At 60.9% G+C, this 13,030-nt stretch carries 17 protein-coding genes; 5 read left to right on the forward strand and 12 right to left on the reverse strand.

Going from position 1 to position 13,030, the window contains the following annotated elements:
* The first annotated feature begins 65 nt into the window (after positions 1 to 65).
* Genes CUJ84_RS12050 through CUJ84_RS12060 form a run of 3 tightly spaced genes read left to right on the forward strand, consistent with a single transcriptional unit; the run spans position 66 to position 1,563 of the window.
* Entirely contained in the window at positions 66 to 752 is a 687-nt protein-coding gene (locus tag CUJ84_RS12050) for a glutathione S-transferase family protein (RefSeq protein WP_105006383.1), read from the forward strand.
* Positions 749 to 1,090, forward strand: coding sequence for an ArsR/SmtB family transcription factor (locus CUJ84_RS12055; RefSeq protein WP_105006384.1), 342 nt, complete (start codon positions 749 to 751; stop codon positions 1,088 to 1,090). The genes CUJ84_RS12050 and CUJ84_RS12055 overlap by 4 nt, the downstream gene beginning before the upstream one ends.
* Entirely contained in the window at positions 1,087 to 1,563 is a 477-nt protein-coding gene (locus tag CUJ84_RS12060; protein WP_105006385.1) for an SRPBCC family protein, read from the forward strand. The genes CUJ84_RS12055 and CUJ84_RS12060 overlap by 4 nt, the downstream gene beginning before the upstream one ends.
* Before the next feature lie 78 nt (positions 1,564 to 1,641).
* On the opposite strand, the gene CUJ84_RS12065 is transcribed toward CUJ84_RS12060, so the two are convergent.
* The 10 genes from CUJ84_RS12065 to CUJ84_RS12115 all read right to left on the reverse strand — a co-directional run bounded on the left by CUJ84_RS12065 (position 1,642) and on the right by CUJ84_RS12115 (position 8,807).
* Complete coding sequence (locus CUJ84_RS12065) at positions 1,642 to 2,109, reverse strand: DUF1801 domain-containing protein (RefSeq protein WP_033182283.1); 468 nt, start codon at positions 2,107 to 2,109, stop codon at positions 1,642 to 1,644.
* Between the two features lie 99 nt (positions 2,110 to 2,208).
* The gene (locus tag CUJ84_RS12070) at positions 2,209 to 2,679 is read right to left on the reverse strand and encodes a DUF1801 domain-containing protein (protein ID WP_105006386.1); all 471 of its coding nucleotides are present in this window, start codon (positions 2,677 to 2,679) and stop codon (positions 2,209 to 2,211) included.
* An 11-nt stretch (positions 2,680 to 2,690) separates the two neighbouring features.
* Positions 2,691 to 2,912 carry a hypothetical protein gene (locus CUJ84_RS12075; protein ID WP_012757775.1) on the reverse strand — a complete coding sequence of 74 codons (222 nt, stop codon included), beginning with the start codon at positions 2,910 to 2,912 and terminating at the stop codon, positions 2,691 to 2,693.
* A gap of 57 nt (positions 2,913 to 2,969) precedes the next feature.
* Entirely contained in the window at positions 2,970 to 3,380 is a 411-nt protein-coding gene (locus CUJ84_RS12080) for an SRPBCC family protein (protein ID WP_105006387.1), read from the reverse strand.
* Positions 3,377 to 3,700, reverse strand: coding sequence for an ArsR/SmtB family transcription factor (locus CUJ84_RS12085; protein ID WP_105006388.1), 324 nt, complete (start codon positions 3,698 to 3,700; stop codon positions 3,377 to 3,379). The genes CUJ84_RS12080 and CUJ84_RS12085 overlap by 4 nt, the downstream gene beginning before the upstream one ends.
* A 247-nt stretch (positions 3,701 to 3,947) precedes the next feature.
* A complete protein-coding gene (locus CUJ84_RS12090; protein ID WP_105006389.1) occupies positions 3,948 to 4,775 on the reverse strand; it encodes an ABC transporter ATP-binding protein in 828 nt (275 codons plus the stop codon).
* Between the two features lie 10 nt (positions 4,776 to 4,785).
* On the reverse strand, positions 4,786 to 5,622 hold the full coding sequence (ssuC, locus tag CUJ84_RS12095; RefSeq protein WP_105006390.1) for an aliphatic sulfonate ABC transporter permease SsuC: 837 nt from the start codon (positions 5,620 to 5,622) through the stop codon (positions 4,786 to 4,788).
* Positions 5,623 to 5,704: 82 nt separating this feature from the next.
* The gene (gene ssuD / locus CUJ84_RS12100; protein ID WP_105006391.1) at positions 5,705 to 6,895 is read right to left on the reverse strand and encodes an FMNH2-dependent alkanesulfonate monooxygenase; all 1,191 of its coding nucleotides are present in this window, start codon (positions 6,893 to 6,895) and stop codon (positions 5,705 to 5,707) included.
* A gap of 379 nt (positions 6,896 to 7,274) precedes the next feature.
* Positions 7,275 to 8,240 carry an aliphatic sulfonate ABC transporter substrate-binding protein gene (locus CUJ84_RS12110; RefSeq protein WP_105006392.1) on the reverse strand — a complete coding sequence of 322 codons (966 nt, stop codon included), beginning with the start codon at positions 8,238 to 8,240 and terminating at the stop codon, positions 7,275 to 7,277.
* Positions 8,241 to 8,390: 150 nt separating this feature from the next.
* Positions 8,391 to 8,807: a hypothetical protein gene (locus CUJ84_RS12115; RefSeq protein WP_105006393.1), complete on the reverse strand. Its 417-nt coding sequence runs from the start codon at positions 8,805 to 8,807 to the stop codon at positions 8,391 to 8,393.
* 163 nt (positions 8,808 to 8,970) lie between these two features.
* On the opposite strand from CUJ84_RS12115, the gene CUJ84_RS12120 reads away from it, so the two are divergent.
* Together CUJ84_RS12120 and CUJ84_RS12125 are read left to right on the forward strand one after the other, a co-directional pair.
* Positions 8,971 to 9,840, forward strand: a complete 870-nt coding sequence (locus CUJ84_RS12120) for an NAD(P)-dependent oxidoreductase (RefSeq protein WP_105006394.1) — start codon at positions 8,971 to 8,973, stop codon at positions 9,838 to 9,840.
* Entirely contained in the window at positions 9,837 to 10,520 is a 684-nt protein-coding gene (locus CUJ84_RS12125) for a DNA alkylation repair protein (RefSeq protein ID WP_105006395.1), read from the forward strand. Before CUJ84_RS12120 ends, CUJ84_RS12125 begins: the two co-directional genes overlap by 4 nt.
* 37 nt (positions 10,521 to 10,557) lie before the next feature.
* Here the strand turns inward: CUJ84_RS12125 and CUJ84_RS12130 are convergent, their stop codons facing one another.
* Together CUJ84_RS12130 and CUJ84_RS12135 are read right to left on the reverse strand one after the other, a co-directional pair.
* Entirely contained in the window at positions 10,558 to 11,454 is an 897-nt protein-coding gene (locus CUJ84_RS12130; RefSeq protein WP_105006396.1) for a LysR substrate-binding domain-containing protein, read from the reverse strand.
* Positions 11,455 to 11,904: 450 nt separating this feature from the next.
* Positions 11,905 to 12,927 (reverse strand): porin, encoded by a 1,023-nt coding sequence (locus tag CUJ84_RS12135; protein WP_105006397.1) that lies wholly within the window; start codon positions 12,925 to 12,927, stop codon positions 11,905 to 11,907.
* Positions 12,928 to 13,030 lie beyond the last annotated feature (103 nt).

Consider the following 13,030-nt stretch of genomic DNA (forward strand, 5'->3'; position numbering starts at 1 on the left):
ACGCGTCATGACCTGATAGTTAGTCGATCGGTAAAGTTTACCGCAACGATAGGAAAGGTCGCCGCATGTCGCTCGTGCTCTATGGGCATCCGCTCGCCTCCTTCTGCCACAAAGTGCTGATCGCGCTTTATGAAAACGGCACCCCTTTCGAAAATCGCATCGTCGATCTTTCCGACGAAAGCTCGCGCGCCGATCTCTTCCGCTTCTGGCCGATCGGCAAGATGCCACTGCTGCGGGACGAGGCACGCGACAGCACCATTCCCGAGACATCGATCATCATCGAATATCTCGAGCAATATTATCCCGGCGCCGTTCGCCTGTTGCCGCTGGAGATCGACCGGTCGCTGCAAGTCCGCCTTTGGGATCGCTTCTTCGACCACTATGTCCAGGCCCCGATGCAGACGCTCGTCAGCAATCGTCGACGCCCCGAGGGCACGGCGGATGAAATCGAGGTGGCGGCCGCGAAGGCGATGCTCGCCACCGCCTATGCGATGATCGAAAAGCAGCTCGCCGACAAACCCTGGATATCCGGTGACAGCTTCACCATGGCCGATTGCGCCGCCGCCCCCGCGCTCTTCTATGCCGAGACGCTGATCCCCTTCACTCCGGAACAGCCGAACCTTCGCGCCTATTACGATCGGCTGCTGGCGCGCCCGTCCTTTGCGAGGGCGCTGGAAGAGGCCCGCCCCTACTTCAAGTTCTATCCCTACAAGGAAAGGCTGCCCGCCCGTTTCCGGGATGCGGCGGGATGATCGAAAGCCAGGCGGACCTCGACCGCATGTTCCATGCGCTTTCCGATCGCAGCCGCCGCGGCATGATCGACCGCCTCGGCCGTGGCCCGGCCTCCGTCACCGAACTGGCCGCACCGCTCGCGGTTGCCCTGCCGACGGTGATGAAACATCTGCAGGTGCTGGAAGAGAGCGGTCTCGTTCTCTCCGAAAAATCAGGCCGGGTGCGAACCTACCGCCTGCAGCAGGACGCGTTTGCCGCCGTCGAGCGCTGGGTGGAACAGCGGAAGATCCAACTGACGACCACCTTCGACAGGCTGGACCACTTTCTCGCCAATGAAACGGAGACCCTTCCCGAATGACGACACGATCCGCCGAACACGCCACTCTCGTCATCGAACGGCACCTCAAGGCGCCGATTTCGCGCGCCTTCCGCGCCTGGTCAACACCGGAATCCAAACGGCAATGGTTCGCCTGCCATGGCGAGTGGGTGCCGCTGGACTATGGGCTCGATTTCCGCCCCGGCGGCACGGAAAGGAACTACGTCGCCGATACTGACGGCCTTCTGCACGCCTATGACGCCCATTTTATCGATATCGTGCCCGATGCCCGCATCGTCTATGCCTATGAGATGAAGCTTGGGGAAAGCCGCATCTCCGCGTCTCTCACAACCGTTGCCTTCGAAGCCGCACCCGGCGGCACGAAAATGGTCTTCACCGAACAGGTGGTCTTCCTCGATGGCTACGCCGATAACGGTGCCCGCCTCCAGGGCACCGAGATCGGCCTCGACAATCTGGAACTCTTCCTCGAGCGCGAAGAAAGCCCGATCCACTGATCGCATGGCGCGCAAAACTGAATCGTCTCGCATGAATCAGGTTTGACGCGATGCGTTTCAGGCGAAATAAGCCAAGCCTCAAGCGTTGCTTGGTTTCTTCCGCGAGCCGGCAGGACGAGCCGCGGCCCGCTTTGAAGTGTTGAGTGTGACAGCACCGCGAATGAGCGCCTTCAACGCCTCCTCGTCAACCTCATCGCCTTCGTGGAAATCGATGGCGCGCCTGGTATTGCCGTCAAGGCTGGAGTTGAAGAGGCTTGAAGGGTCCTCCAGCGAGGCGCCCTTGGCGAAGGTCAGTTTCACCACGCTCTTGTAGGTCTCGCCGGTGCAGATGATCCCGGCGTGCTCCCACACCGGAACGCCTCTCCACTTCCATTCCTCGACCACGTCGGGCTCGGCCTGCCTGATGAGAGTTCGGACGCGAGCGAGCATCTCGCCGCGCCAATCGCTCAACTCCTCGATTCTCGCATCGATCAAACGCGAAGGAGAGTCTCCGTCTTTCTCTTCGCTGGAGCCGCTCTTCTTCAGGGTTGCCGTGGCTTTCTTCATCGATATCTCCCCTTCATCCCTTAAATGCTGATGGCCTAAGCGCAGTGCGTCTTTTCGGACGTACAAAGGAAGCTCTAACGCTCAAATCTACGCGTCCGCTCACATTCGTTCGCCGGGAAATTGGCTTGCCTGTTCCACCCAGGCGGCGAGCTGGGCCTCGTCGAGTCGGTCTTCCTCATGAATGTGGAAGTAACGCACTTCCTTTTGTTTGGACTCGCCGGGCGGAACGGGACTGAGCGACGTGCCGCGGAAGAAAGCAACCTTGATGTATTTTGCGAAGCAATGGACACCGAGAAACCAGTCCTGCCCTTCCATGCCATAAAGCGGCGAGTTCCATTTGACTGCCTTGTGCACGTCGGGAACGGTACGGGTAATGAGCGCGTCGAGACGGCGCCCGACGTCACTTTTCCAGCCAGGCATGGCGGCGATGTAGGCTTGCACGGGAGCGTCGCCGTAACCCTTGGGGATCTGAGGGTTGCCGCCCGAGAGAAGGGTCGGCTCCGCGGTATCAGGCTTGGCGGCTGTCTTCTTCGTGACCTTTGCCGCAGTCTTGGATGTCTTCCCGGACATTGCCTTCACTCCTACCCTCCGCTACGTCCCGCGCCGCGCCACCTAGCGGCATATGGCAGCGCGAACAGGTAGAGACCGGTGAGCAGCAGCAAGGTCAGCGGCAGCAGCGCCGTGAGACCTACCCAGACGGACGATTTCTCCTGCACCATCGCGATGATATTAATTATGACGGCCAGCGTAAAGGCAATGGACAGCCAACGGTGGATCTGCCGAAGCCAGTTATTCCAATTCAAGGGAACCTCCTGCGAAAACAAGCGACGCGGATGGTGTGATCCGTTTTGGCCGCAGCCTCACTCGATCCGCATCAGGACCTGCTCGAGATTTGCGAAGAACCGCTGCCAACCGCTTTTGGCGCCCCCGTAGGCCTGCCGCTGATCCGGCCGGAAGCCCGACTGCTCCATGCGCAGCTGCGTGCCCGCGCCCGTGGGCGTCAGAGTCCAGGTGACGACACTTTCGAGATCATAGGCAGCCCAGGTGTAAGACAGGGTTTTATTCGGCTCGACTTGCAGGACCTGGCAGTCGACCGAGCCCCAATCCGCGCTCAGCTTGAAACGGTGGTCCACGATCGGCACGAAGTCGTTTTTCATCAGCCAGTCCGCAATCAGATGCGGCTGCGTGAGCGCGCGCCAGATCTTTTCCGGCGGAAAAGGGATCTCTCGTTCGACGATGACGGAACGGGTTTCGTTTGAAATTTCGGTCATTGGTCCATCCTTTTCAATAGATCATCCAGCTGGTCGAACCGGTTTTGCCAAAAGCCAGCCATCTCGCTTGTCCAGTCGACCAGCGGCGCCAGCGCGCCGAGCTGGGCGCTATAATGTGTCTGCCGCCCTTCATGGCGGTCGCGCACCAATCCGGCCTGCTTCAGAATTCCGAGATGTTTCGAGACAACCGGTTGCGAGACCCCGGCCCGAGCCGTCAGAGCCCCGACCGTCTTCTCTCCTTCGCGGCACAGCCGTTCGAAAAGAGCCCTCCGGGTCGGATCGGCGAGCGTTCTGAAGAGCACGTCCTGGGTGTCCGACATCTACAATCCATACCTCGTTGGCTATGGATTTACGTATAGCCGTGCAGGTATGAGTGTGTCAAGCTGGACGTAAAACAACTTGGAAAAAAGTTATTGCTACATTTGGTAGGCGCGGCAGCGCGCTTGGCAGAAGTGGGTGAATTTCACATATCCAATCGGCTATATATCTTCGCCATTGGGCATGAATGCTCGCTCGGACACGCCTCTCCTATGCCAAGGTAATGCGGCGTTGAGAATAGCCCTGGGATCAGTGGCCGCCGTCGCTGCCGAGAATCGCGGCAAGCAGCTGGCCTTCCAGCTCGGCGAGGCCAGGATGGCCGTGCCGGCGCGGACGCGGATAGGGAATGGGAAGATCGAGTGCGATCCGCCCCTCGTCGAGCACGATGACCCGGTCGGCGAGATGCACCGCCTCGCTGACATCATGGGTGACGAGCACTGCGGTGAAGCCGAGTTCGCGCCAGACACGGTTGATGAGTTCCTGCATGCTGATCCGCGTCAGCGCATCGAGTGCGCCGAGCGGTTCGTCGAGTGCCAGCACGCCAGGCCGGCTGACCAGCGCCCGCGCCAGCGCCACGCGCTGCCGTTGCCCGCCGGAAAGCCGCGCCGGCCATTCCCCGGTCTTTTCGCCAAGCTGGACTTCGGCAAGCACGGCGTCGGCCGCCTTCAGCGCCGCCCGCCTGTCGATGCCGTCACCCAGCCCAACCACCACATTGTCGGCAACATTGAGCCAGGGAAGCAGCCGCGGCTCCTGAAAGACGATGCGCGTGTTCGGGCTCGCCTGCGCGCCGCCGGCATCCTCGAAATGCAGCTCGCCGGCGCTCGGCTCGTCGAGGCCCATCAGGATGCGCAGCAGCGTGCTCTTGCCGCAGCCGCTCTTGCCGATCACCGCGACGAACTGGCCGGCCGGAATATGCAGGTTGATGCCGCGCAGCACGCGGTTGGCCCCAAAGCTCTTTTCAAGCCCGATCAGGCTGATCGCCGCGGGCGCACTACGGCCCACTGCCGGCGCGTTTTCACGCGCATAAGCTGGCTCTTCGGCGACGGCGTGAAAACGCTCATGCGCGATCGATGTCATGGCGTCTCTCCTATTTCTGATAGACCGGGTTCCAGGCGAGCAGCCGCCTCTCCAGAACCCGGGCGATGACATCGGCAAGCTTGCCGAGCACGGCATAGATGACAAGGGCGAGCACCACGACGTCAGTCATCATGAATTCGCGGGCATTGTTGGCCATGTGGCCGATGCCCGAGGATGCGGCGATCGATTCCGATACGATCAGCGTCAGCCACATGATGCCGAGCGCATATCTAAGGCCGACGAAGATCGACGGGAGCGCACCTGGAAAGATCACCTTGCGGAACAGCGTCCAGTTGCCCATGCCATAGACCTTGCCCATCTCGATCAGGTCGCGATCGACATTGCGCACCCCGTGATAGGTGTTGAGATAAACGGGGAAGAGCACGCCGAGCGACGTGAGAAACAGCTTCGATTCCTCGCCGATTCCGAACCACAGGATGACAAGCGGGATCATCGCCAGATGCGGAATGGTGCGCAGCATCTGCAGCGTCGTATCGGTCAGCTGCTCGGAAATGCGCGACACCCCGTTGGCGATACCGAGCAGGAAGCCGATCGAACCGCCGACGAGAAGGCCGGCAAAGGCGCGGCCGGCGCTCACCAGCACGTCGTTCGGCAACTGGCCGGAAACCGTCGTTGACCAGAAGGCGAGACCGACATCGGCCGGCGACGGCATGATGCGCGATGAGATCCAGCCGGCCGAGGAGGCAAGCTGCCACAACGCCACGATCGCCACCGGCACCAGATAGGGGGTCAGCTTGTCCAGGCCGGGCAGCGGCAGGCGCAAACCCGCCTTCCCGGCCTTTTCGGAAGCGACCGACCGTACGAACGGAGTATCGAAAGTCGACATGCATTGTCCTCGCGCTTATCGGGAGCTGCCGCAAGCCGTAAGCGGCTTGCGGCGGTGTCAAGCTCTACGTCTTCGTTCGAGATCAGGAACCGGAGACGACTTTCAGATTGCCGCCATGGCTGCCGCCTGCGAAGACCTGCTTGCGGCCGAACTCGTTGTTGAAGCCCAGACGCTGCTGCTCGCGGGTGATGCCGAGTTCGGGGAAAAGCAACTCGGCGACGCGATAGGCCTCTTCGAGATGCGGATAGCCGGAGCCGATAACCGTATCGATGCCGATCTCCTGATATTCGCGAAGGCGCGCGGCCACCGTCTTCGGCGATCCCACAAGCGCCGTGCCCGCACCGGCGCGCACCAGCCCGACGCCGGCCCAGAGGTTCGGGGAGACTTCGAGCTTGTCGCGGCGCCCGCCGTGAAGGGCGGCCATGCGCTTCTGGCCGACCGAGTCGGACTCCTGGACGAAGCGCTGCTGCGCTTCGCGGATCGTATCGTCGTCGAGATGGCGGATCAGCCGCTCGGCTGCCTCCCATGCTTCGTCATCGGTTTCGCGCACGATGAAGTGCAAACGAATGCCGAAGCTCACCTCGCGGCCGCGTTCGCCGGCAGCCTTGCGCACCTTGGTGATCTTCTCGGCAACCTGTGCCGGCGGCTCGCCCCAGGTCAGGTACTTGTCGACGCGGCCGACGGAGAAATCGATACCGGCATCCGACGAGCCGCCGAAATAGAGCGGCGGGCGCGGGTTCTGCACCGCGGGGAAGCCGAGGCGCGCATTGGTCGCCTTGATGTATTTGCCGTCGAAGCTTGCCGTTCCCTTTTCCAGCAGCTCCTCAAAGACGGTGAAGAACTCCTCGGCATGCGCGTAGCGCTCGTCATGCTCGAGATGGATGCCATCGCCGGCAAGCTCCGCCGGGCTGCCGCCGACGACGATGTTGAGCAGCAGCCGGCCGTTGGAGATGCGATCGAGCGTCGTCGCAAGACGCGCGTAATACGCAGGCGATGCCGTGCCGGGGCGGATCGCCACCAGGAACTGCAGCTTCTCGGTCTTGGCGGCAAGGGCTGCGGCGGTCACGAAGGATTCCTCGCAGGCGACCCCGGTCGGCAGCAGCACGCCGGAATAGCCGAGCCGGTCGACGGCCTGGGCAATCTGCGTGAGATAACCGATCTCTGGCGCACGGTTGAGCTCGGAGGAGCCGAGATAGGTGCCGTCACCCGATGTCGGGATGAACCAGAGAAAATTGATGGGCTCGGATGTGCCTGTATGGGAGGTGGTGGTCATGGAAGACGGTCCTTTAGCTGCGAAATTCGAAATCAACTCGCGCGGTCGAGATGGCCCCTGGCAAGCGGCAACACGCAGACTGCCCACTTGGCGCCGCCGCCGCGCGAATGCTTGGGAGGATCGCGGGGGCGGCGGAGGCTGTAGTAAGATCGGCTGTCCATCTATGCGCGAGCATCTCAAATATCCCTGTCGATCGGATGGCGGCTGGCTGACGCCTTTCGGTGTCCGCGTCGATCGTCAGGATACTGACATAGACTACTAATTAGATCGACAATATCAATTTGCTATTATAATCCGTTTTGGAGAATATTTTTCCGGTTCGGCGGCATGAAGACGCTCTCCATGCCGCCTCGCTGAAATCTTAGCCCTGGCCGGAAAATCAGCTCGCCTTCGGACGCCAGACGATATCGCCGGTCACCAGCTTCTTCGGCAGGATGCCGAGCCCGTAGAACTCGTCTGCGAGTGCCTGTTGATAGGCGGCGGCGGCATCGGTGATGGTCGAGACGCTGCCAAGATCAGCGCCCTTGCGCGTCAATGTCACGCGCGTCACGTCAGCCGGCACGCCAGTGATTTCGGAAAGCTCCTTCACCGTTTCGTCGAGATTGCTCTGTGCCGACTTACCGACCTTGGCAAGCTCATCGATCACGTCGACTACCACCTGCCCGTTGGCATCGGTGAAATCGCGATTGGCGAGGAAGAAACTGTAGGAGTCGACGATGCCTTCAGCCGTCGTCAGGATACGTGTCTCCGGATCAGCTTCGGCAATCGCCAGATAAGGATCCCAGATCGACCAGGCGTCGATGCTGCCATTCTTGAAGGCGGCGGCGGCATCCGGCGGCGAAAGATCAAGCTGCTCGACATCTTCGGGCTTCAGGCCTGCCTTGCGCAGAACCTTGACGGTTACATTATGCGCGCTGGAGCCGCGCTTGAAAGCGACCTTTTTACCCTTGAGGTCTTCAAGCGTCTTGATGGGCGAATCCTTGCGCACGACGATGGCCGAGGCTGCCGGGCTGCCCTTGTAGAGACCGACATAATAGAGCTGCCCGCCAGCCGCCTGAGCAAAGAGCGGCGGCACATCGCCGGTCGCGCCGAAATCGAGAGCGCCGGCGCCCAATGCTTCGAGAAGCGGCGGACCGGAGGTGAATTCCGACCAGCTGACGGTAATGCCGCGATCGGCAAGCCGCTTCTCAAGTGCGCTGCGACGCTTGGCGAGCGCCAGCACGCCGTTCTTCTGCCAACCGATACGGAACTCGCTGGCGGCGGCGCGTGCCGGCCTGACAGCCGGCAGGATTGCCGTGGCCGCGGCTGCTGCGAAAAGCCCGAGCGTTTGTCGACGTGAAATCATGACTTTCCCCTTTTTGATGGTGCCAAGCCTGTTTTCGGCTGGTCGACCTGTCAGTGATGGTTGCCATGATGATTAAATCTATCATTTATATCGACAATTTTATTTGCGAGATTCCGCCTTTGCTGAAATTTTGCGGCCCGGAAATCGCCCTTAAGCGGATTTTTTTCGCGCGCCCGTTATGCCGGCTACTATTACGCCTCCTTCCCAACCTTCGGCGGCCAGACGCTCCCGGATGAAGGTGGGGCCGCCGGCAAGACGCTTCGCAAGCAGGCTTGCGGGATCGACCATGCGCCAATAGGGCGTGACCGTCGAAACCGGCTCGCCCTTTTCCAGCGCGGCGTAGGACAACTCAGCGATCGCACGCAAATGCCGCTGCACGGTCACCGGGCAACAGGCTTCCGCCCCGTATTGCGCGGCGAGACGGCGGCGGAGGACGCCGATTTCCGTAAGGTCACCTTCCGGCGCCGACCGAATCTGCTCGGCGACCATCTGCTGCGAGGGTATAAGCATCTCCTGCGTGCCACTGCGGCCTTTGCGCCGCGGCTTGATCGTCGGAATTTCGCTCATGTCACCCCCCGAACATAATGCCCTTCCCCCCAATCTAGGGCTCGTCGGAAAGGCCGCCAGCCTCATATGCGTCAATCGGAAGGAAGTCCGCCTTCACGGGCTTTTCTGCTCCCGCCGTTTCGGTTAATCCTCGAACCTGCACTTGAGGAAAAGGATAGGACATATGGCTAAAGTCGCGTTCATCGGTCTCGGCGTCATGGGTTTCCCCATGGCGGGCCATCTGAAGACGAAGGGCGGCCACGATGTTACCGTCTACAACCGTACTACTGAAAAAGCCGCCGCCTGGGCCGAGAAATTCTCCGGCAAATCCGCCTCCACCCCGGCCGCGGCCGCCGCCGGTGCCGATTTCGTCTTCGTCTGCGTCGGCAATGACGAAGATCTCCGGTCGGTGACATTGGGCGAGAACGGCGCCCTGCACGGCATGAAGCCAGGTTCGGTGCTGATCGACAACACCACCGCCAGCGCTGAAGTCGCCCGCGAACTTTTTGCCGCGGCAAAGGAAAAAGGTGTCGATTTCATCGACGCTCCCGTCTCCGGCGGCCAGGCCGGCGCTGAAAACGGTGTCCTGACCGTCATGTGCGGCGGCGACGAGGCCGTCTTCGAACGCGCCAGACCTGTCATCGACGCCTATGCCCGCATGGTTGGTTTGATGGGACCGGCAGGCTCGGGCCAGTTGACCAAGATGGTCAACCAGATCTGCATCGCCGGCCTCGTCCAGGGACTTGCCGAGGCGTTGCATTTCGGCAAGCGTGCTGGCCTCGATATCGAAAAGGTGGTCGAGGTGATTTCCAAGGGAGCAGCCGGCTCCTGGCAGATGGAAAACCGCCACAAGACCATGAACGCGGGCAAATATGACTTCGGCTTCGCGGTCGACTGGATGCGCAAGGATCTCGGCATCGTGCTCACCGAAGCCCGCCGCAACGGCGCCAAGCTGCCGGTCACCGCCGTCGTCGACCAGTTCTACGGCGACGTGCAGGCGATGGGTGGAAATCGCTGGGACACATCCTCGCTACTCGCCCGCCTCGAAAAATGATCCGCCCCTCCTCCGATGCGGCCGAGTTGATCGCGCATCTCGAAACGCTGCGCTCGGAGGAGAATGTTGCAGGCATGGTGCGCTTCGGCATCGTCACCGGTCGCGCCCTCGGTATATCCAATCCCGATATCAGGGCGGTCGCCAGACTGGCGAAGAAGGATCACGGCAGGGCAATGCAGCTATGGCGAAGCGATATCCGCGAAGCCCGCCTGCTCGCCCTCTACACAGCCGAGCCGAAGCGGTTGACGACGGAAGAAGCCCGAAATTGGGCCGATGATTTCAACTCCTGGGAGATCGTCGATTGCGCCGCCGATCTCTTCGTTGAAGCCCGGCTGGATGAGCTCATCTCAGACTTCGCCGCCGACGAGCGTGAATTTATCAGGCGCACCGCCTTCGCCATGATTGCCGGTGCCGCGGTTCACTTGAAGAAGGAACCTGATGCGACCATCCTCGCTTGGTTGCCGCTGATCGACGCCCATGCCGGCGACCCGCGAAACTTCGTGCGCAAGGCGGTCAACTGGGCGCTGCGCAGCATCGGCAAGCGCAATCTCGCCTGCCATGCGCCGGCGCTGGCGCTCGCAAAGGCCCTGGCGGAAAGCCCTGACCAAACCGCCCGCTGGATCGGCAAGGATGCCGTCACGGAGCTGGCCGGCGAAAAACTGTTGGCACGGTTGAGATAAGGCGAATGTCGGCTCGAATAAGACGCGTCGCTGTAAGTCAATGCTGTTTGGATTTTTCGACCAGGAAATCGATCAGGACCCGCACCGCCGGCGGCATGCCCCTGGCTGTCGTGAAGACGATGTAGAATTGGCTCTCCTCCGACTGCCATTCAGGCAGCACCCGCACCAGCTTGCCAGCCTGGAGATCGGCCTCGCAGGCACTTTCGAGCAAAAGCCCGAAGCCGAGGCCGGCACGGGCCGCGTCGAGGATAGCGGTCATGCTGCGGCAGGTGAGCCGTGGCTGATGCCGAATCACCTGTTTGGTGTCATTCGGACCGACCAGTTCCCAGGTGTGGAACGACACCCATGACGTCATTGCCAGCGTCGGCAGGTCGGCGAGTTCGTCCACGCAATTCAAGGTGCCGGTACGCTGGACGAGCGACGGACTTGCGACCAGGATACGCCTGATACGGTCGAGCTTGCGCATCGTCAGACTCGTCTGCGTCTCCGGCTCGTTGGTCGCCCTCACTTCGAGGTCGATTCGTTCGTTGATGAGGTCGGCGCGCCGGTCGGAGCCGATGATCTGCAGCTTGATCTTCGGATAACGTTCCAGGAATTCGGGCAGGATTCCCCCGACCGAGATGTCGACGAGGCCGAGCGGGCAGCCCATCCGCACCACACCTAGCGGGTCGGACTGAGCCTCGCTGACGATCGATTTGGCGCGATCGGCCTCCTGCAGGATGGTCTGGCATCTTTCGTAGAAAGCCTGGCCGATCTCAGTCACCCGGAAGTGACGGGTCGAGCGTTCTATGAGCCTTGCGCCAAGCCCTTCCTCAAGCCGGCTCACCCGCCTGCTGAGTTTCGAACGTGGTATTTTGAGATCGCGACTTGCAGAAGCGAAACCGCCGCTGGAGACGACTGCGGCGAAATAATAGTAGTCGTTGAGATCGTCCATAAGAACAAGCTATCCGAGAGTAAGAATGAATGCCGGCCCCAGCAAGGGTTGTATCCTCTCTCCCGAAAAGCTGTGATCACATTGTCGGCATTGGATTTTCTTTTCGCGACCTGATGCGACAAAGCCAGCCGACGCCGCATAGGAAGACGGACTAACAGCCATCCGCTCGATAATTCTATCGGTGGATCGAGCTCGTTTGAAAGATTGAAAAACGGGGTGCCTCAAGAGGCGAGGCTGACAGATGCCGACGTGCGATACGCAACGTAGCGGTTCGGCTCACCTGATAAGGCGACCCTGAAAGACTGCCTTGAAGACGGCGCTTCAAAAACGCTGCAAGGACGGTCCGGCAGGGAAGACCGGACCCGTCCCCGTAGCTGATCGGAGGTCACTCGGATCAGAAACTGATTTAAGTGCTCCCGGTCCGAAGACCGGGAGCATCCACCAAGTGGATTAGAACGAACGCTGCAGACGGAAGTAGCCCGTCGTGGAGTCGTCGCCATCATCCGGATCGAGGTACTGAACCGAAGCCTTGGCGTAGAAGTTGTCGACGATCTGGTAATCAACCGTCAGACCGACCTTCCAGGCATCGCCGAGACCGTCGAAGTCATCCGGAACGGCCTTGTCGCCGCCGAAGTAGTTGCCGTAGTACTGAACGGCCGGGGTGATCTTGAGCTTGTCGGTTGCCTTGATAGCGTATTCGGCAGCAACAGCCCATTCAGCCGTCGAGTAGTAGGAGTTCGGGCCGGTGGAGTATACGCCGGCGAGGCCGAGCGTACCGGGACCGATGTCAACCGTACCCATTGCACGGACAGCACCGTCTTCGTTGTCGACGTCGTAGCCGGCGGTGACCTGGTAGCTGAACGCACCAGCAGTGCCGCCGAGACCGACTGCAACACCAACGTTGTTGGCTTCTTCGTCAGCCTTGTAAACGCCATCTTCCAGTTCGTCGACGCTGATGCCAGCGTAGAAGGTGCCGCTTTCATACTGATAGCGGAGGGAGTTGTGCAGCGTTACAACCGAACCGATATCGTCGGTTTCGCCGGAGAGGCCATCGTCCCACCAGCTGTAGAACAGACCGGCGCGGAAGCCCGCGACGTCGAGGTAGGCGGAGTCGAGAATGGCGTCCTGATCGGTGGCGTTGTCAGCATTGAACTGCATGACGATGACGCCGGTCAGCGGACCATATTCGGTGTCGCTCTTGGCCGTGAACTGAACCTGACCGCGGGTGACGGCATCCCAGTCCGAATCGCCGCCGACATCTTCGCCAACGTTGACCTGGAAACGGATGTAGCCTTCGATCTTGAGGCAGGTTTCGGTGCCCGGGATGTAGAAGTAGCCGGTGCCGTAAGCGTCGCAGACGCGAACATATTCAACCGGTTCCGGCTCAGCAGCAACAATAGCGTCAGCTGCAAGAACCGGCGTCGATGCAGCAAATGCTGCTGCTGATGCAAGCAAAACCATTCTGATGTTCATTTACCAATCCATTCCTTTGTCGATCGGGGCTGGCTTCAGATCGGGTAGTCGATTTGAAGCCGGCCCAGTTTGAACAGCCATCTCGGCGTGCGGATCGATCGAA

Origin of the sequence: Rhizobium leguminosarum, from assembly GCF_002953715.1 — a bacterium.
GTDB lineage: Bacteria > Pseudomonadota > Alphaproteobacteria > Rhizobiales > Rhizobiaceae > Rhizobium > Rhizobium leguminosarum_V.

Bases quoted from the DNA above. Each gene is read 5' to 3' on its own strand.
- CUJ84_RS12050 (WP_105006383.1), top strand. From the start codon at position 66: ATGTCGCTCGTGCTCTATGGGCATCCGCTCGCCTCCTTCTGCCACAAA.
- CUJ84_RS12055 (WP_105006384.1), top strand. From the start codon at position 749: ATGATCGAAAGCCAGGCGGACCTCGACCGCATGTTCCATGCGCTTTCC.
- CUJ84_RS12060 (WP_105006385.1), top strand. From the start codon at position 1,087: ATGACGACACGATCCGCCGAACACGCCACTCTCGTCATCGAACGGCAC.
- CUJ84_RS12065 (WP_033182283.1), bottom strand. From the start codon at position 2,109: ATGAAGAAAGCCACGGCAACCCTGAAGAAGAGCGGCTCCAGCGAAGAG.
- CUJ84_RS12070 (WP_105006386.1), bottom strand. From the start codon at position 2,679: ATGTCCGGGAAGACATCCAAGACTGCGGCAAAGGTCACGAAGAAGACA.
- CUJ84_RS12080 (WP_105006387.1), bottom strand. From the start codon at position 3,380: ATGACCGAAATTTCAAACGAAACCCGTTCCGTCATCGTCGAACGAGAG.
- CUJ84_RS12085 (WP_105006388.1), bottom strand. From the start codon at position 3,700: ATGTCGGACACCCAGGACGTGCTCTTCAGAACGCTCGCCGATCCGACC.
- CUJ84_RS12090 (WP_105006389.1), bottom strand. From the start codon at position 4,775: ATGACATCGATCGCGCATGAGCGTTTTCACGCCGTCGCCGAAGAGCCA.
- ssuC (WP_105006390.1), bottom strand. From the start codon at position 5,622: ATGTCGACTTTCGATACTCCGTTCGTACGGTCGGTCGCTTCCGAAAAG.
- ssuD (WP_105006391.1), bottom strand. From the start codon at position 6,895: ATGACCACCACCTCCCATACAGGCACATCCGAGCCCATCAATTTTCTC.
- CUJ84_RS12110 (WP_105006392.1), bottom strand. From the start codon at position 8,240: ATGATTTCACGTCGACAAACGCTCGGGCTTTTCGCAGCAGCCGCGGCC.
- CUJ84_RS12115 (WP_105006393.1), bottom strand. From the start codon at position 8,807: ATGAGCGAAATTCCGACGATCAAGCCGCGGCGCAAAGGCCGCAGTGGC.
- CUJ84_RS12120 (WP_105006394.1), top strand. From the start codon at position 8,971: ATGGCTAAAGTCGCGTTCATCGGTCTCGGCGTCATGGGTTTCCCCATG.
- CUJ84_RS12125 (WP_105006395.1), top strand. From the start codon at position 9,837: ATGATCCGCCCCTCCTCCGATGCGGCCGAGTTGATCGCGCATCTCGAA.
- CUJ84_RS12130 (WP_105006396.1), bottom strand. From the start codon at position 11,454: ATGGACGATCTCAACGACTACTATTATTTCGCCGCAGTCGTCTCCAGC.
- CUJ84_RS12135 (WP_105006397.1), bottom strand. From the start codon at position 12,927: ATGAACATCAGAATGGTTTTGCTTGCATCAGCAGCAGCATTTGCTGCA.